The organism is Propionigenium maris DSM 9537 (genome assembly GCF_027925155.1).
In the GTDB taxonomy this organism is placed as follows: domain Bacteria; phylum Fusobacteriota; class Fusobacteriia; order Fusobacteriales; family Fusobacteriaceae; genus Propionigenium; species Propionigenium maris.
Genome location: NZ_BSDY01000014.1, coordinates 37,176 through 61,331, shown reverse-complemented (window position 1 = coordinate 61,331; position 24,156 = coordinate 37,176). Strand labels below are relative to the sequence as shown.

The window sequence follows — 24,156 nt, the reverse complement described above, 5'->3', positions numbered from 1 at the left end:
ACTATGAAAAAGAAATCAAGGTTTTCATTTAGCAATAAATCACTGGCTACATTTTTGGAGTACAGTCTAAATCACAAGATGCTACTTATAACCTCAATTGTACTGACTTTTATTGCTTCAGCTTTAAGTGCTGTACCAGCATGGCTGAGTAAGTATCTTGTAGATGAGGTACTTATTAAAAAGGATGTCAATATGCTTGTCCTTGTAATAGGAGGACTGGTAGGTGCCACTCTGCTAAAGGGAGTTGTCACCTATGTGGCTGATATAAAGTCATCCTATGTTACTGAGGTTATAAGAAGGGAGATAAAGCAGGATATATTCAAGCATCTTCTCTATCTGCCAACTTCCTACTACAAGAGAAATAAGTTAGGGGATATAATGGCCAGGCTTTCTGGTGATGCATCTACCCTTGGAAAGATCGGATTTATGATCTTTGACCTTATGAAGGAGTTTATCTTGGCACTGGTCCTTATGGCAAGGATGTTCCAGGTAAATATAGTACTGTCCTTGGTATCACTGACAGTTCTTCCTGCAGTAATGGGACTTATCAGAAAGTATACTAAAAAACTTAGAAAATCTGGTAGAAAGAGGCAGGATATAGTGGGAGAAGCAACCTCATTTACCCAGGAAAGTCTTCTTGGGATGAGTGTAATAAAATCCTTCTCTAGGGAAGAAAAGTATCAGGAGTATTATTCTGAGTGGACTCAGCAGGAGTTTGATACATCCTTTAAAACGAAGAAGATAGGGGCAAAGGTTTCTCCAATAAACGAGGTACTGGGAACTGTCATGGTAGCTCTTGTAGCAGGTTATGGTGGATACCTTGTAGTAGTAAAGGGAACCCTTACTCCAGGAGATCTTGTGTCCTTTGTAACTGCTCTTGGACTTATGCAGAGTCCTATAAAAAAGCTGGTTAAGAGAAACAATGAACTTCAGGAAAGACTTCCATCGGCAGACAGGGTAATCGAGATCCTGGACGAGGAACTTGAAAAGGATTACTATGGAGAGAAGGTTGAATTCAATTCCAATGTAGAAAATATCTCCTTTGAAGATCTTAACTTTACCTATGAAAATGGTACGGAGCCTGCCATAAAGGACTTTAACCTGGATGTAAAGCCTGGTGAGGTAGTGGCTCTAGTAGGTAAAAGTGGAAGTGGAAAGAGTACCCTTGTGAACCTGATCCCAAGATTCTATGAGACAACAAGCGGATCTATCAAAATAAATGGCGTGGACACCAAAAACTACTCACTGAAGGACTACAGAAGACATATTGGAATAGTGCCTCAGGAGACCTTCCTCTTTAGCGGGACTATAGCATCAAATATATCCTATGGAAGGGACAATGCCACTCCAGAAGAGGTAATAGAAGCTGCTAAGATGGCAAATGCCTATGATTTCATCATGGAGTTTGAAAATGGGTTTAACACTGAAGTGGGAGAGAGGGGAGCCCTTCTTTCTGGTGGTCAGAAGCAGAGGATAGCCATAGCAAGAGCTCTTATTCAGAATCCGCAGATAATGATACTGGATGAGGCTACAAGTGCTCTGGATACTGAATCTGAAAGACTGGTTCAGGATGCCCTTGATAAGCTGATGATAGGAAGAACTACCTTTGTAATAGCCCACAGATTATCTACTATAATAAATGCAGATAAGATAGTGGTTATGGATAAGGCAGAGATAAAGGAAGTAGGAAGCCACAATGAGCTCCTGGCTCAGGATGGAATCTATAAAAAGTTATACGAGACACAATTTGGTAAGATAAAAGAGGAGGAAGTTTAATGGAATTTTTAAGAGAGGATAGCAGATCTTTAGATCAACTTAGAGAGGCGAGAATCATAACAGGATTCACAATGCACGCAGAAGGATCTGTACTTATAGAGATGGGAAATACAAAGGTGATTTGTACTGCGTCTATAAGTGAGAAACTACCTCCATTTTTAAGAAATAAAGGAAGAGGATGGGTAACAGCTGAGTACTCTATGCTTCCAAGAGCAACAGAGGATAGAAATATCAGAGAAGCTGCTAAGGGAAAGCTTTCTGGAAGAACTATGGAGATCCAGAGACTTATCGGTAGATCTTTAAGAGCGTGCATCGACCTTGAAAAGCTGGGAGAGAGAAGTATCACTGTGGACTGTGATGTAATCCAGGCAGATGGCGGTACAAGAACAGCTTCTATAACAGGAGGATTCATAGCTCTTGCAATAGCTGTAAACAAGCTTATAGCAGAGGGAAAACTTCCTGAAAACCCAATCCTTTCCAATGTAGCAGCTATCAGTGTGGGAATTGTAGGAGACAAGCCTATGATCGACCTTAAGTACACTGAGGATGCAGCAGCTCAGGTGGATATGAATGTAATCATGAATGCCGATGGAGAGTATGTAGAGGTTCAGGGAACTGGAGAGGAAGCTACCTATAGTAGAGCGGAACTAAATGCTATGCTTGACCTTGCAGAGCAGGGAATCAAGGAGCTTGTTGAGATGCAGAATAAGGCAATCGAGGAAGGGAGCAACTAGAGATGGATGGAGTAAAAAAAGTATTTCTGGCTACTGGAAATAAGAAGAAGATAAAGGAGATATCGGCTATCTTTGAAGGTTTTGATGTGGAGATACTGTCTATCCAGGATGGGATAGAGATTCCAGAGGTAGTAGAGGATGGAGATACCTTTGAGGCTAACTCAGCTAAAAAAGCTCTGGAGATATCAAAATTCTTAGATATGCCTGCAATTGCAGATGACTCTGGACTGTGTGTGGAAGCACTAGATGGAGCTCCAGGAGTTTATTCAGCTAGGTACTCTGGTGAGAATGCTACCGATGACACTAATAATGAGAAGTTAGTGAAGGAGCTATCTGGGATAGAGGACAGAAGAGCTAAGTTTGTGTGTGTAATTACCCTTGCAAAGCCAAGTGGTGAGATCCACTCATTCAGAGGGGAGATAGAGGGAGAGATCGTAGATACACCTCGTGGAACAGACGGATTTGGATATGATCCGCACTTCCTGGTACCTGAATACTCTAAAACCCTTGCAGAAATTCCTGAGATCAAGAACAAGATAAGCCACAGAGCTAAAGCTCTGGAATTGCTAAAAAAAGAGATAAAGGAAATATTATAGAAATAAAAAGGAGCCAATTTTGGCTCCTTTTTATGTTAGTTGTGAAAGTATTGAAATACTTAACTTTAGATATTTAAGATCTCAGAGATCTTATCCATATCTATATTTTCTATGAATATCTCAGCCAGCTTATCAAACTCTCTTTCCTTATACTCCTTGAGGTCTATAGTTTCCTCTATAGCATCTAGCCCCTTTATCCTCCTCACATTGTTAAGGAAGGTTCTTGTAAACTCAGGGTTATCAAATATTCCGTGGATATAGGTTCCTATAATGTTGTCCCTGTATACTCCCTTTATATCTGTTTCCCCTCTAAGAAAGACATTCTTCTCCTCCCCAGTTGTTCTACCTTGGTGGATCTCATATCCCTCTACTACCATTCCCTCTGTGCCCTGAAGGAACTCGCTGCCTACCTCTATTGTACCCCTGTACTGAGTGGTCATCTTCTCCCCCTCCATATAGGTTTCCATATCCAGAAGGCCAAGTCCACCTATCTCTGGAAGGGAGCTTTCTACACCTGTAGGGTCGCACAGCTTCTCTCCAAGCATCTGATATCCTCCACAGATACCGAAGATTACAGTTCCCTTTCTGGCACACTTGATTATCTTTTCAGCAATTCCTCTGTCCTTGATATCCTTTAGATCCTCTATGGTATTCTTGGATCCAGGTATGATTATAATGTCCTCATCTCCCAGCTCACTGGCATGGTTTACATACTTCAGGGAAACATCGCTGTACTTGGAGAGAACATCCATATCTGTGAAGTTTGACATATGCCCGATCCTTACTACAGAGATGCTTATATCCCTGTCGCTGTTTGTCTTCTTAAACCTTTCAGTTACAGAATCCTCATCCTCTATATCCACATCAGAGTATGGAAGAACCCCTAATACAGGTTTTCCCATCATCTCTTCAAGCTTTCTGATACCAGGTTCTAGGAGCTTTACATCTCCCCTGAACTTATTTATGATGATTCCCTTTACCCTCTCCTTTTCGTGATCCTCTAGAAGCATAAGAGTTCCAAGGATAGAAGCAAAAACCCCTCCCCTATCGATATCTGCTACAAGGATAACAGGAGAATCTGCTATCTCAGCCATACCCATATTTACAATATCCCTGTCCTTCAGGTTTATCTCGGCGCAGCTTCCAGCCCCCTCGATGATGGAGATATCGTAGTTATTCTTTACGAAATCATAGGTCTCCTCTACTTTGGCCTTGAGGAAGTCCTTCTTGGCAGAGTACTCCATGGAATCCATGTTCTTCACAACCTTTCCATTTAGGATAACCTGGGATTTTCTGTTAGTAGTTGGTTTTAAAAGGATGGGGTTCATATATGCTTCAGGATCTATGTTGCAGGCCTCAGCCTGAACAACTTGGGCTCTTCCCATCTCAAGGCCGTCCTTGGTTATAAAGGAGTTTAGAGCCATATTCTGAGACTTAAATGGACATACACTGTGCCCCCTCTTATATAATATTCTGCAGAGAGCTGTGGTAATAATGCTCTTTCCTACATTGGATGCAGTTCCCATTATCATTAGTTTTTTATGCTTTTTCATAAACTTTCTCCCCTTTTTAAATATGATTATCACCTTTTTCTTGATAAAAGGTAACCTAAAAATCAAAGCCGATTGAAAATATCTATTTAATGTTGAATAAAACCTGAAAAAATCTTATCGATTGTTACGGCTCTCAGAAAGTCGACGATGTTTTCTAGATTTTATTTCTAACATACCATTGATGATATTTTTAAATGGCCGGTTTGAGTCTTATTTCATTGCCACTAAGTTATTTATGATAATATTATTTACTTTTACCTCAGAGTTCTAGAGTCCCTATTTTTAAGTAATATAGCTTTGTACAGAAAGATTTCTACTCAGTCGTCCGACAAGTTAAGTTCCGCAGTGTTTTTCACCATTTTTAACATTCAGAACGAGGACTGTAGCTGTAAAAAGACGGATTATTAATAATAAACTAAGAAACTATTAAAAATAGGTGTCTTTTCTTGGTTCCTTTCTTTGGACAAGCAAAGAAAGGAAAAAAAGATTTTAATTTACATGTAGAAATAACTGATTTCTACATGTAAGGAATTACAAACTTCTTGTCCTCATCCTCCATGATCCTGCTGTTTACATTGAATACGTACTTAATGTTCTCAGGAGATAGGGTATGAGCTGTTTCGCCGCTCTTCACCACTTTTCCATCCTTTATAAAGATCACTTCATCGCAGTAGAGAGAGGCCAGGTTGAAGTCGTGGAATACAGATATTACAGTGAGGCCTCTCTCCTCTACCCTACTTCTTACTTTTGTAAGGAGTGAGTGAGCGTAGTAGGGGTCTAAGTTGGAGGTAGACTCATCTAGGAAGAGTAGCTGAGTGTCCTGAATAAGAGCCTTACCAAAAACAACTCTCTGCCTCTCTCCTCCACTGAGGTCTGTAATCTTCTTCTTCAGCATATCCTGAAGCTCCAGTTCCTCCACAACGTCATCGATTATCTTTTTGTCTCCCTTACTTCCATAGCTAAACTTCTTCTTGTGCGGGTAACGTCCCATCTCTAAGACCTCCTCCACACTGAAGGGGAAGGAGGTATCAAAGTTCTGAGGTACAAGGGCCAGTACCTTGGCCAGGTCCTTCTTGGAGTATCTATCTACTTCCCTACCGTCTACCTCTATCTCCCCAGACCATCCCTCTATAATCCCAGCCAGGATATCCAGAAGGGTGGTCTTCCCGCTTCCATTGGGACCCAGGATCCCGTAAAATTTTCCTTTTTCTATCTTGATATCTATTCCCTTGATTATTTCCTTGCCGGGAACGGAATATCTTATATCCTTAGTCTTTATCATTACAGTCTTCCCCCTCTCAGCTTCTTTCTAAAGATGAAGGCAAAGAATGGTGCCCCCAGAAGGGCTGTCATTATACCGATGGGAATCTCATTGGGAAGTACAGCTCTTACCATATTATCTGCAGCAGAGAGAATGATAGCTCCCCATAAAGCAGAGATAAGGGTAAGCCTCCTGTTGTCGGTACCCACTAAAAACCTCATAAGGTGAGGAACGATAAGTCCCACAAATCCTATAATTCCGCATACTGAAACAGCTACAGCAGAAAGGATTGAGGCAGTAACAAGAAGGATCTTTCTTACCCTGCTTGTGTCCACTCCCATGGCAATGGCATTCTTCTCTCCCAGAGAGATGATATTTAGTTCATCCCCGTAGTAGAGAAATACCGATAGAGCAGCCAGGGTAGTTCCTCCCAGGATATATGCCTCGGGCCATGTCTTAGATGAGAAGCTTCCCATAAGCCAGAATACTATAGATGCCACATCGTCCCCGGCAATATACTTGGTAAAGCTAAGCCCTGCTGAGAAGAAGGATCCCACAATAACCCCTGAAAGGATCAGGGAGATGGAGTTTATCTTTCCGCTGAATGAGGCCATCTTCATAACTGTATAGAGGCTCAGAAGCGAGAATATGAATGCCAGAAAGGGAACTGTAAAGACTCCCAAAAAGCTTACTCCCAGGATGATTCCCAGAGCCGCTCCAAAGGATGCTCCAGCTGAGATCCCCAGGGTATAGGGGTCTGCCAGGGGGTTAAGTAGAACTCCCTGAAATACCAGGCCGCTTAGGCTCAAGGCTGCTCCTGCAATCATAGAGACTGCGATTCTTGGAAGCCTTACCTCCTTTATGATAAATGCAGGGGTCTCTCCAATGGCAGGGTCGTTTATATTAAATATCACCTTAAATACATCTCCTACAGGGAGTTTCATAAACCCCATGGAGGAGTAGAGCAGAATAGATATAAATAAAACTATACCTCCCCCTACAAGCCATCCTCTAAATCTTTGTTTTTCCATTACTTCACCACTTTCATATTTTTTAGGTCAAAATAAAAAAAAGCAACGAGAGGTTGCTTTCAGATACTTTTATAGAGGTTCTGTGATCAATGCCTTAAACACATCCTCCGAGTAATTAAATTACTAAAAAATATCTTCTCGTCCTCGCAAGTGATATAAAATAAAGGCAGGTCTCCTGACTTAGCTTCATCCTACTAATACCCTTCCCGATTACCCAGTGGTTATGTATTTTCGTCAGCATTACAGTGGCGGGACCGCGGGAGAATCTCACTCCTCTTCCCTTTTCATCCTATCCATCTAGGAACCTTTAATCTGATATTATTTTAGTTTATTTGGAAATTTAATGCAAGGAAATATTGCACTATATTCAAAATATGTCTAAAAAAATCATTATTTATTTATTTTTTATAAAAGCGGAACAGATAACACCCCTTTAAGTCACTGGAAGACCGGATAGTAAAGAAGTTTCAGTTAAAAGAAAATTAAATTTGACTTTTATACTTTATAGAAGTATATAAAATTTAAAGACAGATGTATGGTTTGTGAAAAAATAGGGATAGTTGATAGGGCTGGATAGAAGAGCAGGGTGTCCCTCTGCTTTTAACTAATTAGCTGATGAAGTTGACTTACTTAGACCTTTGGGATGAGTGTGTCAACTTTTTATTTTATAGAAATATAGGGGGGAGAGGCATGAGTTACTATCTATTTAAAAGTTTTGAGATACTCCATAAAATTCCAGAAAGGGGGTTTTGTGAGGAACAGACCTCCAAGTTTATCGGGGATGAACTAACAAAGCTCGGAATGGAAGTGAGAAGAGGTGTGGGAGGGACAGGAGTAGTTGCCGTACATGACAGCGGGGTACCGGGACCCGTGGTTGCTCTGAGGGCAGATATGGATGCCCTGGAGTTTGAGATAGAGGGAAAGAAAGTTTTAAAACATGCCTGCGGCCACGATGCCCATTCAGCCATGGTGCTTTCAGCGACTAAGGAGTTAATGGAGGGTGGTATAAGAAGGGGAAAGTTCTACAGTGTATTTCAGCCTGCAGAGGAGTTGGGAAAGGGCGCTCTGGCTATGATAGACAGCGGTGAGATAAACGAAGTGGAGGAGATGTTTGGAATACATCTGAGACCCTATAATGAAAAACCTCTAGGGAAGGCCACCTGTGCTCTGGTTCATAACTCTTCCTATAAGATAAGCGTAAGGATAAGGGGAAAGCTGGCTCACGGAGCAAGACCCCACCTGGGAATAAATGCAGCGGAGGCTGCTGTTATGGCAGTAAATGGAGTAAATTCCATTAGGCTGGACCCCGGCAAAAGCTACTCTGTAAAGGTTACTAGGATAAGAACAGGAGGAAACAGCCTGAATACTATACCAGATGATGTGGAACTGGCCTTTGATCTTAGAGCAGAGAACAACGATCTCATGGAGAAGCTCCTGGAAAAAGCTAAGGGAGCAATTAAAGGTGGGGCAGAAGCTTTGGGAGCTGTAGCAGAGTTCACAGATATCTCGGGGATTCCAGCTGCAGAATATAGTGAGGAGATGGTACAGTTGGCAAGGGAAGCTGTGACAGATGTGTTGGGAGAGTGCGATGACCCTCTCATGACTGCAGGCGGAGAGGACTTCCACTTCTTCAGCAAAAAAGCCAATATAAAGACTGCATATATAGGTCTTGGAGCAGATCTGAGGCCGGGGCTTCATGACCCCCATATGACATTTGATAAAAATTCATTGGTGGCGGGAAAGGAGATATTGAAAAAGCTTATCATAAAGCGTTTGGGTTAAAGGAGGAAGATATGAGTAAAAATAAGAAGCTGAAGGTACCCCATACATATACACTTATAATGATGTTTATTGTGACCTCTGTTCTGCTGACTTATCTTATACCTGCCGGGGTCTACAACCTCATTCCTGGAGAGAGGATGATAGATCCTGCATCTTTTCACTTTGTAGAGAGGTCTCCAGTGGGGATTATGGGATTTCTTCTCTCTGTTCCCACAGGCCTGAAACAGAGTGCCGAGGTAATATTTCAGGTGTTTATGGTGGGAGGGTTCTTTCAGGTTATAAACGATACCAATGCCCTGGATGCAGCCATAGGATCCACAATAGATAAACTGGAAGATAAGGCGCTTATGGTCCTTCCAGTGGTAATGTTTATAATGTATATCCTTGGAATCTTAGGTGTGGTAGTAAACTCATCCATCGCCTTTATTCCCATAGGGATAGCTGTAGCCAAGAAGCTAAAACTTGATCCTGTTGTAGGAGCGGCAATGATGTACCTGGGGGCTTATGCAGGTTTTGCCACCACTCCCATGGGCCCCTTCAATACCCTTATAGCTCAGTCTATAGCAGGCCTTGAACCTATGTCAGGCTTTGGGCTGAGGATGGTAGTAAGTGTTGCCATCATGGCAGCTACAATAATCTACGTATACAGATATGCAAAGAGAGTGTCTGAGGACAGCAAGCTCAGTGTTTTTGATGAGATAGACTGGGATGATGAGAATGAAAGATCTGAAAATATAAAGTTTCATGGAAAGTACCTGGCTGTTTTTGCTGTGATGATTACAGGTTTTGTAATCTACGTTTATGGCTCCTACAACTATAAGTGGGGGATGAGCCATCTCAGTGGTGTGATGATGGTCATGGCCATCTTAAGTGGTATTATCTCTGGAAGTCACCCAGATGATATGGCGAGGTCCTTTATAAAGGGGGCTCAGAGTATGGTTTATGGGGCATTGATTATTGGATTTGCCAAAGCCATAACAATAGTTTTAACAGATGGCAGTGTAATCCATACGATTATCCACTATATAACCATTCCCCTTACCTACCTTCCGGCAGCTATATCAGCTGTAGGAATGTTCCTGGCTAACCTTGTATTTAACTTTGTGGTTCCATCTGGTTCGGGCCAGGCCATGATAGTGATGCCCCTTATGACTCCCATGGCAGAGGTTGTAAATGTCAGTAAGCAGATAGCGGTATCTGCCTATCAGTATGGAGATGGGTTTTCCAATATAATCATCCCCACATCGGGAGTGCTCATGGCAGTGCTGGGAGTGGCTAAGATACCCTATGAAAAATGGATTAAATTCGTAGCCCCTCTATTTCTTACATGGGTAGGGATAGGAGCTGCTTCTATAGTAGTGGGAGTGATGATAAACTGGGTATAGGAGCGTGAACTTTCATCCCTTCTAAGCTTGTGCAATAAATTTTTTATGGTGATACCAATCTATAATTTTAGATTTTCTAAATAAAAAGACCTTGGACATTTGTCCAAGGTCTTTTATCTTTTAAGAAACTTTTCTTTAAACTCCAGGTAACCGTTTTTTCTCAGGGTACATGCTGGGCACTCACCGCATCCGTTACCAATAACCCCGTTATAGCATGTAAGAGTTTCATTCTTTATTATATCCAGTACTCCCAGCTCATAGGCCATATTCCATGTCTCAGCTTTATCCAGCCACATTAGCGGAGTTTCCACAACAAACTGGTAGTCCATAGACAGGTTCAGGGTAGTGTTCAGAGACTTGATGAAGATATCTCTGCAGTCAGGGTATCCGCTGAAGTCACTTTGAGATACACCGGTCATTATAACGTTGATCCCTCTCTGCTTTGCAAATATAGCAGCAAAGGTAAGGAAGATCATATTTCTCCCGTCCACAAAGGTGTTGGGAACGCTGTCCTTTTCTACCTCGCCCTTCTCAACATCTAAGTCTGTTCTTGTAAGGGCATTGGGAGCCAGCTGATTTAGAAGTCCCATATCAAGGATATGGTGTTCCACCCCATACTTCTTACACAGATCCTTGGCACACTCTAGCTCCTGCTCGTGTCTCTGTCCATAGTTAAATGAAATTGCAATAACTTCCTTGTATAGCTTCTTAGCGTGAAATAGCAGGGTAGTGCTGTCCTGTCCGCCGCTGAATACCAATACACATCTATCTTTATTGATCTGTTCCTTCATTACTTCACATCCTTTTAAATTTTTAAGCTTTATAGAGCATTAAGAACTTATTTAACAGTTCATTGTCCCTTTCAAACCTACCTCTCAGGGTAGTCGTAGTAGTTTTCGTTCCAGGTTTCTTGATTCCCCTTGTGGTCATGCATCCATGCTCACCGGTGATGATAACTGCCACATCATCGGAACCAGTAGCCATACAGATTATCTCTGCAATATCCTTACCTATCCTCTCCTGAAGCTGCAGTCTCTTAGCAGCCATCTCAGCAATTCTTGCAATCTTGCTCAGTCCCAGCACCTTCTTATTGGGAAGGTATGCCACTGCTGCCTTCATGTTATACATCATAGCCAGGTGGTGCTCACAGTATGAGAAGAGTTCGATATCCTTCATGATAACCATATCCATGTGTTCCTCAGTATAGATATCCTCCTCCTCAAAGGTTACCCCAAACTTCTCAGCGATATCCTTATTGGAGTACTTTATTCCCTCAAAAACTTCCTCATACATATTGGCAACTCTCTTGGGAGTATCTATAAGCCCCTCCCTGTGAGGATTCTCTCCCAGAGCTTCCAGTATTCCCCTTACATGTTCCTCTATCTTCTTCTTATCTATAGCCATCCCTTATACACCTCTCTCCTCGCTGTCCCAGATAAATTTATGCATTTGGAGCTGTAGCCTTACTCCGTTTAAGTTAAACTCCTTCATAAACTCAACTATCTCATCTAGCTCGATCTCCTTATATACAGAACTGAAGTAAACCTTGCACCTTTCCACAAGCTTATACTCTTCAATTAAGTCCCTAGCTTTTATAAGATCCTCTCTGGAACCCACCACATACTTAACGGTATCTGCCGGTGAAAGAACCTCAAAATTAGATAATAGCATATGCTTCTCCATTTTGCTAGTTCCACCTTTGTAGTCCATTGTAAAGGAAAGGTTGTCCACACTCTTCCTTCTAAACGGGGAAATATCGATGCTTCCATTGGTCTCTATTTCAAGGAAAAGAGATTCATCCCTTGTTATATAGTCTATCAGCTCAGAGATCTCCTCAGCCATAAGGGGTTCTCCCCCAGTCAGGGTTATATTTTTTACACCAGTTGAGATGATATAGTCGTAGACCTCCTCCTTGCTCATGGGAGTAAACTTTACATCCTCTTCATTGGCCCACATGGTATCGCAGTAGCTACACCTGAGGTTGCAGCCGGCAAGTCTGATAAAGACTGCCAGCTCCCCAGACCTCTGTCCCTCTCCATTTATACTTACAAATTTTTCTACTACTTTGTAATTCATGCCTATCTCCCTCTCTCATATGTAGCGCAGTTAGTTGGAGTTTCATATACGGTAACCCTCTTTACCTGATATCCTTTCTCCTCCAGTATCTCATAGAAGTATCTTGAAAACTCCTCAGCTGTAGGCCTGAAGGGGATCTCGATTATATTAAAGCCGTCCTCTCTGAGGCAGTTAAGGGTAACCTCCCTCATTGTACCTGTTTCTATAATAAGTGCATGGTCGTGATCGTCTACCATCTTCTTTACATCTCTCTTTAGGTCTCCAAAATCTATAACCATACCCCTGAGCTGTCCCTCAGAGGCAAGTTTTTCTCCGGCAACCTCAGCGACGATTCTCCATCTGTGTCCGTGGATATTGGCACACTTTCCCTCATACCCCGATAAAAAATGTGCACTGTCAAAGCTGTGCTCTGCTCTCAATATATACATAAAAGTGTTCTCCTTATTTATTTAGATATTTTACTTAACTTTAATCTGCTTCTGTAGGTGGTCTGCTGCCTCTCTACAAAGGCTGCAACTGCAGCTCCGGCAGCTCCTCCAGAGGTATCCAGGATTACATCCCTCAGCTGTGCTCCCCTTCCGGGAACGAAGTACTGGTGTGCCTCATCAAAGCCACCCATGAGACAGACGATGATAACGCTTTTTTTAGTGCTTCCAGTCACCATAAAAGCTCCCACCCCTGCTATGGCATAGAGCCCAAAGTGCGCTGCCTTCCTTATGGCATTCCCAAGGAATTCATACCTGGGTGTAAAATTATCCATCTCCTCCTGGGTAACTATCCTGAGTTTTACAAGAAGTCCAGAGGACTGGCCCACAGATTCCTCTGCAGGTTTAGAGGAAAACCAGAAGGTAGCTGTAAATATTAATATTAAAATCATCATTCCAATACTTTTTCTTCTCATAGTTGCTTCTCCCCAGGATGAATATCCTCCATCAACATTATTAAGACTACCTTTCCCTAAACTTATAGCCATAGTAGCAGCAGCCGATGGCTCCGTTAAACTGGGGATCCTCCACTACCTCTACCTGATCGTAGTCCTCCCTTAAATACTCAACAATAGACCGGTTCTGTGCTACTCCTCCACTTACAATAAGCTTTCTTCCCTTGAATTTAGTGAGAAGGGGCCTGAGCCTTCTGTACATAGAGTAGTTAACTCCTGCACACAGTCTCTTAAGTGGTATCCCCTCTGCGATCTTTCCTATGAGCTCGGACTCTGAAAAAACAGCACAGGTGGAGTTTAGTTCCACAGGTTCTGCATGGTGACGAGCCAGCTCCTCTAGGTCTACCTCCAGTACATTTGTCATATTCTCAAGATACCTCCCACAGGAAGCGGCGCACTTGTCGTTGAGATCCAGGTCTGTAGCCAGCCCCTTCTCTACCCTCACCACCTTAACATCCTGTCCGCCGATATCTAGGAGGATAAAATCCCTCTCCCTGGACTGAAATACAGAACCATACACATGGGCCTTTATCTCATTTATAGCTTCAAACCTGCTAAGGTCGGTGTTGTTACGGCCATATCCTGTGGATATAGCTCTGTTTATATTGTGAAGTCCTAACTTATCCAAGTCTACCACGATCCTGCCCTCATATCTGCAGAAATCTCTGTAGAAGGATACGGTACTCATCTTCTTCTTGAGGATTATCCTGTCATCCTCTGTCAGGACGATCTTAACCTCTCTACTTCCTAAATCTATTCCAACTATTCTCAAAACGACACCTCTTAATCTTTATTTATCCCTCTTCATGTCTCCCAGCATATCCAGGAAAGCCTCTATTCTCAGCTTGGTTCTTGCATCCAGAACATTGGACTTATCCCCCTCTATTGTTAGGATTGGGATATCCAGTTCGCTCTTTATGATGATATCCTCCACAGCCCTGTGGCAGAATGCCTGGGTGTAGTGGATGATACCGTCAAGCTTCCTCTCCTCTACCTGTTTCCTGATGTCCTTCATCCTGAAATCCATTCCATAGGTATAGGTATAGTTGTGGTACTGTTCATATATATTTTTGTCCTTCAGGGCTCTAGGGAATGCAAACTCCCTCTGTACCTCATTGTAGACAAACCTTGCATCCAGGGATTCCACGTAGTCGTGAAGGTCTCCCTGCATGGGAGGGATCCCCAGGTACCCCAGTTTTAGCTTCTTTTGAGCAGGCTCTCTGGACTCGATCTCCTCTATCTTACTATCTAAGAAGGCATCATACCTCTCTATATCTCCGTCAAAGTCACTGAAACAAAGCTGGAGGAGATGGTTTTCAAAACCGGTAGCTCTTCCGTCCAGGGTCATCTCATCTATATATATTGCTTTAGCTCTGAGTTTATTTACTCTTTCTCTCTGGGCCTCAGCCTCTTCCAGGGTGACCCCCATATACTCCATAAACCTGTCAAGCTCCTCCCTTACATCCTCCTTGGAGTGGGAGTGGGGGTAGCCAAAGGGATGGATATTAATTCCCCTCTTCTTAAAAATCTCTAAAAGAGTTTTGGTATTGGAGCAGTCTCCCTCGGTAACTCCAAGGACTTCCTTTATATCGTTATCGATACATGCTCCGTAGATGCCCTTTATCCAGGCACACATACTCTTTGGGAACCCGTCTCTTTCAGCCATCTCAATATATTTGTGGTAGTCCTCTGATACTACAAATAAGTTGTTGAGATCGATGGGGGAGTAACCTGCAGCTAGTAGTACCTCAATGGGAACTGTAGTTGTTAAACCTATTCTTTTCATTAGTTTTATCTTCCTTTCATAGGGCAATAAAAAAAGAGGGAAGTACCCTCTATAAATCAAAACAAGACCCCTGACATTATCTGCCAAAGATTTCGCCCTAGTTTTATTTATAGACAGGATGGTACAAATGAACTGTCTTATTTAATTTACAAGATATTTTACCATATTTTTCCTCTATTTAGAAGGAGTTTACTTCCAGGCCTCAGGGTGATATCCGTTAAAATCCCTGTATCTCTTTAAAAAAATAAGCAAAAAAATTAAAAAATCAAAAAAAGACATTGAAATCTTGAATCTCAAAAAAGATTTTTAATTTTTGATAAAATGTAGTTTTTTGCTTTTTCTTCCTGCTGTTGTCATTTTATATACTGACAAAAAACAGTTTTTTAAAGTTATTTTTACAAAAAACACTTGAAATATTAAAATTTCTAGGTTATATTATTATAGAGAGAATTATGGAATATCTATGGATTGCTGAAAAGGAGGTAGTGTTATGAAAAGAGAAAACTTAATAGAAACTGAATTGAAGCTACCTTTAATACAGCTAAATGTTCCAGCTACCCCATCTGCTTATCCCAGAGAAAGCTTTGAGGGACACTTTATTAAAAAGCTTTTAGAGGGACTCAAGCAGTCGGACAGCAGTGAATCTCTCTTCCACCTTGAGATGGTGGGGAGGTTATCTGAATTTTTATGCGAAAAGCTTGGAAAATCCACAAGGGAAACAAGCGAGATAGGTCTCTTTGCAAGACTCCATGATATTGGAAAGATAGGAATTCCAAGGGAGATCTTAAACAAGAGGGGAAGACTCACATCCCAGGAATTTGATGTGATGAAAAAGCATACCGATATAGGTTACTACCTTCTTGAGGGACTTAAGGTATCCCAAGAGGGATTAGAGATCATAAAGTATCACCATGAAAAGTGGGATGGTACAGGTTACTATGGTTTAGAGGAGGAGAATATCCCTCAGAGTGCAAGGATAGTAGCCATTGCAGATGTATATGATGCCCTGAGAATGGAGAGACCATATAAGAACGCCTTCACCCATGAGGAAGCTCTAGAGATAATCCTTGGAGACAGAGGAACACACTTTGATCCAGAGATTACAGATATCTTCTCTCACTATGAGGAAGAGATAGAGAATATGTATGAGGCAATTAATGTATATACAAAAGCTGATAAAAACGGTAAAAGTGTAGCTTAGTGCATGGTCTGAGCTCAATTTTATATATCGTACTCATCTTTGATGAAACCCCAATAAAACCCCTCGGAGTGACTCCCGAGGGGTTTTTCTCATGGAGAGCTGCTTCCTGTGATCATTCATGGATAACTTCCTCTATCTGGGGCTGCCTCTAAAGGCAACCTGAAGTAAAAAAGTCTAGCGGCAAACTCCTGAAAAGGTGTACTGAAGTAAGACTGGTTAATGGAGTAATTTTTAAGTTTAGTGTTTTTTATTTAAAAGTTTATTCCATTATCTGGAAAAAAATGATATTCTAGTTACAGAATTTTATTGGGAGGTGAAGAGGTGAAGGTAACCATTAAGGATGTTGCTAGGGATGCAGGAGTATCACCCTCTACAGTATCAAGGGTCATAAGCGACAGCTCAAGGATTGGAGAGGCCACCAAGAAGAGGGTCAGGAAGTCCATAGAAAAGCTGGGATACACTCCAAATGTTATGGCCAGGAGTCTGGTGAGCAGAAGAAGCAGGATAATAGGAGTTGTAATGCCCCATGAGGCAGATACCCTCTTCTCCAATCCCTTCTTCATCCAGGCTATGAAGGGTATAAGTGTGGCAGCTGAAAAAAATAACTACCACATAATGTATGCCTTTGGAAGGGATGAAGAGGGAGAGCTGGATGCGGTGAAAAACTACATATCCAGGAATATCGTAGATGGTATATGCCTTCTCACAGCCAGAAAGAGGGACAGGTGTATAGAATACCTCAAAGGTGAAGAGTTTCCCTTTGTGGTCATTGGAACCCCTGAGGAGAAGACCTCAGAGGACACCCTTTGGGTGGACAATGACAATGAGGAAGCAGTGAGGAATATCGTAAAGCTTCTTTCAGAGGATGGACACAAAAAGATAGGCTTTATCGGGGCCAAGAGGAACTGGACGGTATCTATCAACAGAGAAAAGGGATTTATTGAGGAGAGTAGTCTAAGGGGAGTAGAGACCTTCATCGAGTATGAGGAGGACTTTACAAGAGCCAGCGGATACTCTGGAGCCAGAAAACTCTTCAGGGAGCCTGGAATTACCAGTGTGATCTGTACAGATGACATACTGGCCTTTGGAGCTCAGAAGTATCTTCTTGAAAATGACGGGGCCCATGTGAAGATCCTTGGTTTCAACAGGATAGATCCCCAGGGGAACTTTGGACCAAAATTTTCCTCGGTGGATATAAACTCAGCAGGTCTGGGAGAGGAAGCTATAAACCTTCTCATTTCTAAACTGAACCACACCAATAAAAGCAACTATAAGATCGTGGACACGAAACTAGAGAGGATAGAGGAGGAACTATGAGATATTATGCAGGGGTAGACCTTGGAGGTACCAATACAAAGATAGGAATTATAGGTGAGGACGGTGAGATCCTGGTAAGGAACTCTATAAAGACCAACTCCCATGAGGGTGTAGAGGTAACCATGACAAGGATCTGGCAGGAGACAGTTAGACTTTGTACAGAGAGTAATATACCTTCAGATTCACTGGCAGGGATAGGAATAGGTATTCCAGGGCCTGTAATGGACCAGGAAGTGGTAGGATTTTTTGCAAACTTCCCTTGGGAGGCAAATATAAACCTGGCTGAGCTAATGAAGAGGATATCAAAAGTAGAGACAAAACTGGAAAATGACGTAAATGTAATAGCTATGGGAGAATCCAAGTTTGGAGCAGGAAAAGGAAGCAGAACAGCGATCACTGTGGCTCTTGGAACTGGAGTAGGTGGCGGAATAGTAGTAGATGGAAGACTGATCTCGGGAGTGGCAGGTGCCGGTGGAGAGATAGGACACATGAAACTAGTAGATAATGGAAAGATCTGTGGTTGTGGTCAGAGAGGTTGCTTTGAAGCCTATGCATCAGCAACTGGTATAATAAGGGAAGCTGTATCCCGTCTGGCTGTAAATAAGCAGAATATGCTCTTTGAAAGGATAGAGGGAAGGATAGAGGAACTAGAAGCTAAGGATATCTTTGACTGTGCCAAGGCAGGAGATGAGTTTTCCGTGGATATAGTGGAGTATGCATCTAAATACCTGGCTATGGGAATAGGAAACCTTCTCAATATAATCAATCCTGAAAGAATTATCCTGTCTGGAGGAGTTGCACTGGCTGGAGATATACTCCTTGATAACGTAAGGGAAAAGTTGAAAAACTATGCTATGCCTGTAACTCTAAAGGGAATGGAGATAGTGCAGGGGACCCTAGGAAATGATGCTGGTATAAAGGGATCTATCGCACTTTTTATATAGCATTCGTTCGATAAAAAGACTAAAGTTGTAAAAACACACACATTTTGTCTAGACAGCAGGGGTAAAAAATGTTATAAATATTACTGTACAATACCTGGGAGTCGGGTATTTAAATTTTACATCAATGCGCAAACGTTTGCGCAAAAGAATAAATTTTAGATCCTTGGGGGGTCTATCTAGGAGGAACACATGAAGAAGAACTGGTGGAAGGAAGCTGTAGGGTATCAGATATATCCCAGAAGCTTTAAGGATTCCAATGGTGATGGTATAGGAGATCTGCAGGGAGTGATCTCAAAGCTGGATTACCTGAAGGAATTGGGAATAGATATAATCTGGATATGTCCAATGTATAAATCACCTAACGATGACAATGGGTATGATATAAGTGACTACAGGGACATCCTGGATGAATTTGGAAGTATGGGAGACTTTGACGAGCTCCTTGCTGAGGTTCATAGGAGAGGGATGAAACTTATAATAGACCTTGTAATAAACCATACAAGTGATGAGCACGAGTGGTTTGTAGAAGCAAGCTCAAGTAAAGATAATCCCAAGAGGGACTGGTATATCTGGAGAGACGGTAAGGATGGAGCAGAGCCCAACAACTGGGAGAGCATCTTTAGCGGATCGGCATGGGAGCACATGGAGGATACCGATCAATACTACCTCCACCTCTTCTCTAAAAAGCAGCCAGACCTAAACTGGGAGAACGCTGAGATGAGACAGGAGATCTACAACATGATCAACTGGTGGCTGGATAAGGGGATAGACGGTTTCAGAGTGGATGCCATAAGCCACATTAAAAAGGAGGACGGCTTCCCCGATATGCCTAACCCGGAGAATACAAGATACGTATCCTCCTTTAAGAAACATATGAATCAGCCGGGAATCCACAACTACCTTAGAGATCTCAAGGAAAACACCTTCGACAAGTACGATATTGTAACTGTGGGAGAGGCCAATGGTGTAAGTGTCGGAGATCTAGAGGATATCAGAGAGTGGGTTGGAAGCGAAGACGGAAAGTTCAACATGATATTCCAGTTTGAACACCTGGACCTGTGGAATGCAGACACAAGTGGAGACTTTGATGTAGTGGGATATAAGAAGGTGCTCAGTAAGTGGCAGAATACAGTCAATGACATAGGGTGGAATGCTCTCTATATTGAAAACCATGATATTCCAAGATCGGTATCTACCTGGGGAGATGACGGAGAATACAGGCTTCAGTGTGCAAAATCCTTTGGTGCTGTATACTTCCTCCAGAAGGGAACACCATTTATCTTCCAGGGTCAGGAGATAGGGATGACAAATGTATCCTATCCTAGTATCAAGGACTACAAGGATGTAAGAACCCTCAATGAATACAATGAGGCATCTGAGGACAGTAAGAAGTGTGCAACCTTCATTGAAAACCTCAAGGTGAGCTCAAGGGACAATGCCCGTACACCTATGCAGTGGGATGCAACTGCCAATGCAGGATTCACCAGCGGGACTCCTTGGATAGGGACCAATGAAAACTACAGGAGTATAAATGTTGAATCTGAACTGAGGGATGAGAATTCAATTCTTAACTTCTATAAGAAGATGATCAGACTGAGAGGGGACTCTAAGGAACTTCTCTATGGAGACTATAAGCTTCTTATGGAGGAGGATAAAAACATCTATGCATACACAAGAATGGAGGGAGAGCGGGGATATGTTATCGTCTGCAACCTTTCAAGGAACCTTTGTGAATTCAAGGGAGAGGATAAACTGAAGCACGAGAACTTAGTTTTAAACAACTATAGTGTGGACACCCACGGGGAGATCAAAAACTTTATGTTGAGTCCATATGAGTGCAGAGTATATAAGATAGAGAGATAGAATTTAATTTATAGGGGGAAGGCTACAATGAAGAATTTTAAACTGGGATCATTTGACTTTTGGCAGAAGTTCGGAAAGGCGCTTATGGTAGTTATTGCCGTAATGCCTGCAGCGGGACTTATGATATCTTTAGGAAAACTTGTTACCACATACTTGGGAATAGCAATTGTAGGAAGAATAATGGAGGATATAGGTTGGGGAATCATTGTAAACCTGCACATCCTATTTGCCATAGCAATTGGTGGTGCGTGGGCTAAGGAGAGAGCAGGGGGAGCCTTTGCTGCTATCATCGCCTTTGTTCTTACAAATAGGCTTACAGGAACTATATTCAATGTAAATGGTGGGATGATGGGAGATCCCACAGCTACTGTAAACATTATTACAGGGCAGGAAGTACTGGTAAAGAACTACTTTACTATGATATTAGGAGCTCCAGCTCTTAACATGGGTGTGTTCATTGGTATAATATCTGGATTCCTGGGAGCAACTCTTTACAACAAGTACTATAACTACGATAAACTGCCTAAGCCGCTGGCTTTCTTCAACGGAAAGAGATTTGTACCCTTTGTGGTAATTATGGGATCTGTAGTTACAGCTCTTATTCTTTCCCTTGTATGGCCATTTGTTCAGCTGGCGCTAAACTCATTTGGTAACTGGATTGCAAGCTCGAGGGATACAGCTCCTATCGTAGCACCATTTATCTACGGAATGCTTGAGAGACTTCTACTTCCATTTGGACTGCACCACATGCTTACTATTCCTATGAACTATACTGAGCTGGGAGGAACCTATGAGGTTCTTACTGGAGCTACTAAGGGAGCTGTAATAGCGGGACAGGATCCTATCTGGCTGGCTTGGATCACAGATCTTAATAACCTGAGAGCTGCTGGGGATATGGCAACATACAATAAGCTTATAGAGATAGTGGTACCGGCTAGATTTAAGGTTGGACAGGTAATACTTTCAAGTGCTTCCCTTCTGGGGCTTTCCCTTGGAATGTATAAGAATGTAGATGAGGACAAGAAGCCTAAGTATAAGATGATCTTCTTCTCAGCTATTCTTGCAGTATTCCTTACAGGAGTAACTGAGCCAATCGAGTTTATGTTTATGTTTGTAGCCCCTGTACTATATGTGATCTATGCATTCCTTACTGGACTTGCATTTGCTCTGTCGGATCTTATAGACCTTAGAATACAGGCCTTTGGAATCCTGGAATTCCTAACAAGAACACCTCTTATTGTAAGTGCAGGAATCGGAAGGGATATCATAAACTTCCTTTTTGCATCGGTAGGGTTCTTCGGATTAAACTTCTTTGTAACTAATCTTCTCATAAAAAAGTATGACCTTCCTACTCCGGGAAGAAGGGGGAACTACATCGAGGATGAAGGTACCGAGGGAGAAGCTGGAGAAAAGGATGCAGCTGCAGATGCTATTATCGATCTTCTGGGAGGAGCCGGAAATATAGAGGAAGTAGATGCATGCATGACAAGACTGAGAGTAACAGTAAAGGACAACACCCTTGTTAAAGAGGAAAAACTATGGAAGAAAAATGGTGCCATAGGACTGATTGTTAAGGGGAATGGTATCCAGGCAATCTACGGACCAAAGGCGGACAACTTAAAAAATAAGATCAACGATACTTTGAGATTTGCTTAAGGAGTGAGATGAGACTATTAACGTTAAACTGCCACTCTTGGCAGGAAGAGGATCAGATTGAAAAGATAAGATACCTGGCTGAAACTATCTCCCAGGGGGGCTACGATGTAGTAGCTCTTCAGGAGGTTAGCCAGCATAAGGACAGCAAGATAATCTATGACAATATCAGAGAGGATAACTTTGCTCACCTCCTGGTGGAGGAGTTGAAGAAGCTGGGGAGTAACTACAGCTTTATCTGGGATTTCTCCCACTATGGGTATGATGTGTGGGAGGAGGGAGTAGCTCTTCTCTCAAAACATTCCATAGAGGACAGAGAAAGCTTCTATATATCCCACAGCAACAGTATCCATAACTGGAAGAGTCGTAAGATAGTTGGGGGAAGTGTTGAAGTAGAGGGAGAGAGTATAGCCTTCTATACTTGTCATACCGGCTGGTGGTCGGATGAGGATGAGCCTTTTGAACACCAGGGAAGGGAGCTCCATAAAAGGCTGAGAGATCTGGACAGGAGGACCTTCTTCATGGGGGACTTCAATAATGATGCCAGAGTAAGGGGAGAGGGGTATGATTTTCTTGTACAGAAGAAGTTTATAGATACCTTTACCCTTGCAAAATCAAAGGATGAGGGGCATACAGTTCTTGGAGACATTGCCGGCTGGGAGGGAGATCACTCCCATAAGAGACTGGATATTATCTTTACCAATAGGATTACCGATGTAAAAAGCAGCAGGGTAATCTTTAACGGTGAAAATAAGGAGATAATCTCGGACCATTTTGGTGTAGAGGTTACTCTTGATTAAAGGAGAGGCTTAATAGCCTCTCCTATTTCACTTCTTTTTTTTGCAAGGGCTTTCATTAAAAATATTTTTATTTGACTTTTTGCAAGGAAAATTGTAATAAATTATTACAAAAAACATGTTAAATGAATATATTTTTAAAAAAATATTGCAAGCGCTTGCGAAAAGGAGGAAGTTGTGAAGGAAAACATGGCAGAGAAGAGGGGATCATCTCCAGTACAGGAAAGTGCAAAAAAAGCTGCAGAACCAAGGGTAAGAACTCATCCAAGCGGAAAGGTATTCTACGGGGAGACTAGTGAGGTAACGCCGGTACACTTCCATTCATACAATGAGCTGTCCAAGAACACTGAGGTAAGACAGAAGATGGAGGGCTTTGATAAGCAGTACTGTGATTTTGTGGACTATATTATGAGGATAACCCACAACATCTGGGAGGAAAGGGGAATAGGGGTTATCTATGACACCTATCACGATGATGTAACTATGCACTGCGGATCATTTAACCTTCAGGGGATGAATGATGTGGTATCAAATACCCTTCAGACCCTCCATGCCTTCCCAGACAGAAGGCTGGTAGGAGAGAATGTAGTGTGGTCAGCAGATCCAGATGGTACATTCTATTCATCTCACAGGATAGTTTCCAATGCTACCAACCTTGGAGACAGTGGATTTGGACCTGCCACAGGAAAGAAGGCATTTTTTAGAACAACAGTTGACTGTAAGGTATACAAGAACAGGATAGTAGAGGAGTGGCTGGTAAGGGATAACCTCTATATCGTTAAGCAGCTTGGATTTGATCCGGTAGAGGTTGCTAAAAGGATGGCAAAGGGATTCAAAACCAAGGCTCCGGCACTTCAGTCGAGGTTTGGTTTGGCAGAGAACAGAAAGGGACAGTTTGTTCCTGAGCTTACAATAAACAAGCTTACAGATGATAAGGGGAACTTTGATATAGGTAACTTTATACTCTCCATGTATGAAAATGTGTGGAACTACAGATACTTTAACAAGGTAAGAGACTACTACAGTGAAAATGCAGTGATCCACTCTATTTGTAATAAGGAGCTTATGGGGGAAGCACAGATCCAGGGGATGCTTGTGAGTCTTTTTGCTTCAGTACCAAACGGAAGAACTCTTATAGAGAGAGTTACCTGCAATGAGATACCTGGAAGGGATGCGTGGGATGTATCTGTAAGGTGGAGGATATCAGGAATGCACGAGGGGATAGGATTCTTTGGACAGCCAAGTGGAAAACCTCTTGAGATATTCGGTATTAATCATCTGAGAATTAAGGACGGTATGATCTCAGAGGAGTGGATGACCTTTGACGGACTGGATGTCCTGAGACAGATCCATGTGGAGAATGACGATGAGTTTGCAGCAGCTAAGGATGAGTTTAAATCGGCTTAATTTTGTAGAGGTTTAATAATTTAATGCCGGGGAAGCCTTAGGGATTCCCCGGGA

22 protein-coding genes and 1 riboswitch are annotated in these 24,156 nt (G+C 42.3%); of the genes, 12 read left to right on the top strand and 10 right to left on the bottom strand.

Going from position 1 to position 24,156, the window contains the following annotated elements; genetic code table 11:
• Positions 1–3: 3 nt before the first annotated feature.
• From QMG11_RS13760 to QMG11_RS13750, 3 genes are read left to right on the top strand one after another with little or no spacing between them, the layout of a single operon-like run.
• Positions 4–1,776 carry an ABC transporter ATP-binding protein gene (locus QMG11_RS13760; protein WP_281836723.1) on the top strand — a complete coding sequence of 591 codons (1,773 nt, stop codon included), beginning with the start codon at positions 4–6 and terminating at the stop codon, positions 1,774–1,776.
• Entirely contained in the window at positions 1,776–2,510 is a 735-nt protein-coding gene (rph, locus tag QMG11_RS13755) for a ribonuclease PH (protein WP_281836721.1), read from the top strand. The genes QMG11_RS13760 and rph overlap by 1 nt, the downstream gene beginning before the upstream one ends.
• A 2-nt stretch (positions 2,511–2,512) precedes the next feature.
• The gene (locus tag QMG11_RS13750; protein ID WP_281836720.1) at positions 2,513–3,106 is read left to right on the top strand and encodes an XTP/dITP diphosphatase; all 594 of its coding nucleotides are present in this window, start codon (positions 2,513–2,515) and stop codon (positions 3,104–3,106) included.
• 65 nt (positions 3,107–3,171) lie between these two features.
• On the opposite strand, the gene QMG11_RS13745 is transcribed toward QMG11_RS13750, so the two are convergent.
• The 3 genes from QMG11_RS13745 to QMG11_RS13735 all read right to left on the bottom strand — a co-directional run bounded on the left by QMG11_RS13745 (position 3,172) and on the right by QMG11_RS13735 (position 6,951).
• A complete protein-coding gene (locus QMG11_RS13745) occupies positions 3,172–4,659 on the bottom strand; it encodes a cobyric acid synthase (protein WP_281836718.1) in 1,488 nt (495 codons plus the stop codon).
• 517 nt (positions 4,660–5,176) lie between these two features.
• Complete coding sequence (locus QMG11_RS13740) at positions 5,177–5,941, bottom strand: ABC transporter ATP-binding protein (RefSeq protein WP_281836714.1); 765 nt, start codon at positions 5,939–5,941, stop codon at positions 5,177–5,179.
• On the bottom strand, positions 5,941–6,951 hold the full coding sequence (locus QMG11_RS13735; RefSeq protein WP_281836712.1) for a FecCD family ABC transporter permease: 1,011 nt from the start codon (positions 6,949–6,951) through the stop codon (positions 5,941–5,943). Before QMG11_RS13735 ends, QMG11_RS13740 begins: the two co-directional genes overlap by 1 nt.
• Before the next feature lie 148 nt (positions 6,952–7,099).
• Positions 7,100–7,275: riboswitch (cobalamin riboswitch) on the bottom strand.
• Between the two features lie 366 nt (positions 7,276–7,641).
• Here QMG11_RS13735 and QMG11_RS13730 point away from each other — a divergent pair.
• Both QMG11_RS13730 and QMG11_RS13725 read left to right on the top strand, forming a co-directional pair.
• On the top strand, positions 7,642–8,733 hold the full coding sequence (locus QMG11_RS13730) for an amidohydrolase (RefSeq protein ID WP_281836710.1): 1,092 nt from the start codon (positions 7,642–7,644) through the stop codon (positions 8,731–8,733).
• Between the two features lie 11 nt (positions 8,734–8,744).
• Positions 8,745–10,118 (top strand): YfcC family protein, encoded by a 1,374-nt coding sequence (locus tag QMG11_RS13725; protein ID WP_281836709.1) that lies wholly within the window; start codon positions 8,745–8,747, stop codon positions 10,116–10,118.
• A gap of 113 nt (positions 10,119–10,231) precedes the next feature.
• On the opposite strand, the gene queC is transcribed toward QMG11_RS13725, so the two are convergent.
• Genes queC through QMG11_RS13690 form a run of 7 tightly spaced genes read right to left on the bottom strand, consistent with a single transcriptional unit; the run spans position 10,232 to position 14,920 of the window.
• Entirely contained in the window at positions 10,232–10,909 is a 678-nt protein-coding gene (gene queC, locus QMG11_RS13720) for a 7-cyano-7-deazaguanine synthase QueC (RefSeq protein ID WP_281836708.1), read from the bottom strand.
• Between the two features lie 22 nt (positions 10,910–10,931).
• Positions 10,932–11,522, bottom strand: a complete 591-nt coding sequence (gene folE, locus QMG11_RS13715) for a GTP cyclohydrolase I FolE (RefSeq protein ID WP_281836707.1) — start codon at positions 11,520–11,522, stop codon at positions 10,932–10,934.
• A gap of 3 nt (positions 11,523–11,525) precedes the next feature.
• Positions 11,526–12,194 (bottom strand): putative 7-carboxy-7-deazaguanine synthase QueE, encoded by a 669-nt coding sequence (queE, locus tag QMG11_RS13710; RefSeq protein ID WP_281836705.1) that lies wholly within the window; start codon positions 12,192–12,194, stop codon positions 11,526–11,528.
• A gap of 2 nt (positions 12,195–12,196) precedes the next feature.
• A complete protein-coding gene (queD, locus tag QMG11_RS13705) occupies positions 12,197–12,622 on the bottom strand; it encodes a 6-carboxytetrahydropterin synthase QueD (protein WP_281836703.1) in 426 nt (141 codons plus the stop codon).
• 17 nt (positions 12,623–12,639) lie between these two features.
• Positions 12,640–13,095 carry a VanZ family protein gene (locus tag QMG11_RS13700; RefSeq protein WP_281836702.1) on the bottom strand — a complete coding sequence of 152 codons (456 nt, stop codon included), beginning with the start codon at positions 13,093–13,095 and terminating at the stop codon, positions 12,640–12,642.
• 46 nt (positions 13,096–13,141) lie between these two features.
• Entirely contained in the window at positions 13,142–13,906 is a 765-nt protein-coding gene (locus QMG11_RS13695) for an acyl-CoA dehydratase activase (protein ID WP_281836701.1), read from the bottom strand.
• Between the two features lie 18 nt (positions 13,907–13,924).
• The gene (locus tag QMG11_RS13690) at positions 13,925–14,920 is read right to left on the bottom strand and encodes a 2-hydroxyacyl-CoA dehydratase family protein (protein WP_281836699.1); all 996 of its coding nucleotides are present in this window, start codon (positions 14,918–14,920) and stop codon (positions 13,925–13,927) included.
• A 490-nt stretch (positions 14,921–15,410) separates the two neighbouring features.
• Between QMG11_RS13690 and QMG11_RS13685 the strand changes: the two genes are divergently transcribed.
• The 7 genes from QMG11_RS13685 (at position 15,411) to QMG11_RS13655 (ending at position 24,102) form a co-directional block, all read left to right on the top strand.
• Complete coding sequence (locus QMG11_RS13685; protein ID WP_281836697.1) at positions 15,411–16,121, top strand: HD-GYP domain-containing protein; 711 nt, start codon at positions 15,411–15,413, stop codon at positions 16,119–16,121.
• Between the two features lie 321 nt (positions 16,122–16,442).
• Entirely contained in the window at positions 16,443–17,438 is a 996-nt protein-coding gene (locus QMG11_RS13680; protein WP_281836696.1) for a LacI family DNA-binding transcriptional regulator, read from the top strand.
• Positions 17,435–18,382 carry an ROK family protein gene (locus QMG11_RS13675; protein ID WP_281836694.1) on the top strand — a complete coding sequence of 316 codons (948 nt, stop codon included), beginning with the start codon at positions 17,435–17,437 and terminating at the stop codon, positions 18,380–18,382. The genes QMG11_RS13680 and QMG11_RS13675 overlap by 4 nt, the downstream gene beginning before the upstream one ends.
• A gap of 189 nt (positions 18,383–18,571) precedes the next feature.
• Positions 18,572–20,245, top strand: a complete 1,674-nt coding sequence (locus QMG11_RS13670) for a glycoside hydrolase family 13 protein (RefSeq protein WP_281836692.1) — start codon at positions 18,572–18,574, stop codon at positions 20,243–20,245.
• Between the two features lie 27 nt (positions 20,246–20,272).
• A complete protein-coding gene (locus QMG11_RS13665) occupies positions 20,273–21,901 on the top strand; it encodes a PTS transporter subunit IIBC (protein WP_281836690.1) in 1,629 nt (542 codons plus the stop codon).
• An 8-nt stretch (positions 21,902–21,909) separates the two neighbouring features.
• On the top strand, positions 21,910–22,698 hold the full coding sequence (locus QMG11_RS13660) for an endonuclease/exonuclease/phosphatase family protein (protein ID WP_281836688.1): 789 nt from the start codon (positions 21,910–21,912) through the stop codon (positions 22,696–22,698).
• 174 nt (positions 22,699–22,872) lie between these two features.
• A complete protein-coding gene (locus QMG11_RS13655) occupies positions 22,873–24,102 on the top strand; it encodes an ester cyclase (protein ID WP_281836686.1) in 1,230 nt (409 codons plus the stop codon).
• Positions 24,103–24,156: the final 54 nt, after the last annotated feature.

Coding starts and splice junctions, on each gene's coding strand:
- QMG11_RS13760 (WP_281836723.1), top strand. CDS start 4: ATGAAAAAGAAATCAAGGTTTTCATTTAGCAATAAATCACTGGCTACA.
- rph (WP_281836721.1), top strand. CDS start 1,776: ATGGAATTTTTAAGAGAGGATAGCAGATCTTTAGATCAACTTAGAGAG.
- QMG11_RS13750 (WP_281836720.1), top strand. CDS start 2,513: ATGGATGGAGTAAAAAAAGTATTTCTGGCTACTGGAAATAAGAAGAAG.
- QMG11_RS13745 (WP_281836718.1), bottom strand. CDS start 4,659: ATGAAAAAGCATAAAAAACTAATGATAATGGGAACTGCATCCAATGTA.
- QMG11_RS13740 (WP_281836714.1), bottom strand. CDS start 5,941: ATGATAAAGACTAAGGATATAAGATATTCCGTTCCCGGCAAGGAAATA.
- QMG11_RS13735 (WP_281836712.1), bottom strand. CDS start 6,951: ATGGAAAAACAAAGATTTAGAGGATGGCTTGTAGGGGGAGGTATAGTT.
- QMG11_RS13730 (WP_281836710.1), top strand. CDS start 7,642: ATGAGTTACTATCTATTTAAAAGTTTTGAGATACTCCATAAAATTCCA.
- QMG11_RS13725 (WP_281836709.1), top strand. CDS start 8,745: ATGAGTAAAAATAAGAAGCTGAAGGTACCCCATACATATACACTTATA.
- queC (WP_281836708.1), bottom strand. CDS start 10,909: ATGAAGGAACAGATCAATAAAGATAGATGTGTATTGGTATTCAGCGGC.
- folE (WP_281836707.1), bottom strand. CDS start 11,522: ATGGCTATAGATAAGAAGAAGATAGAGGAACATGTAAGGGGAATACTG.
- queE (WP_281836705.1), bottom strand. CDS start 12,194: ATGAATTACAAAGTAGTAGAAAAATTTGTAAGTATAAATGGAGAGGGA.
- queD (WP_281836703.1), bottom strand. CDS start 12,622: ATGTATATATTGAGAGCAGAGCACAGCTTTGACAGTGCACATTTTTTA.
- QMG11_RS13700 (WP_281836702.1), bottom strand. CDS start 13,095: ATGAGAAGAAAAAGTATTGGAATGATGATTTTAATATTAATATTTACA.
- QMG11_RS13690 (WP_281836699.1), bottom strand. CDS start 14,920: ATGAAAAGAATAGGTTTAACAACTACAGTTCCCATTGAGGTACTACTA.
- QMG11_RS13685 (WP_281836697.1), top strand. CDS start 15,411: ATGAAAAGAGAAAACTTAATAGAAACTGAATTGAAGCTACCTTTAATA.
- QMG11_RS13675 (WP_281836694.1), top strand. CDS start 17,435: ATGAGATATTATGCAGGGGTAGACCTTGGAGGTACCAATACAAAGATA.
- QMG11_RS13670 (WP_281836692.1), top strand. CDS start 18,572: ATGAAGAAGAACTGGTGGAAGGAAGCTGTAGGGTATCAGATATATCCC.
- QMG11_RS13665 (WP_281836690.1), top strand. CDS start 20,273: ATGAAGAATTTTAAACTGGGATCATTTGACTTTTGGCAGAAGTTCGGA.
- QMG11_RS13660 (WP_281836688.1), top strand. CDS start 21,910: ATGAGACTATTAACGTTAAACTGCCACTCTTGGCAGGAAGAGGATCAG.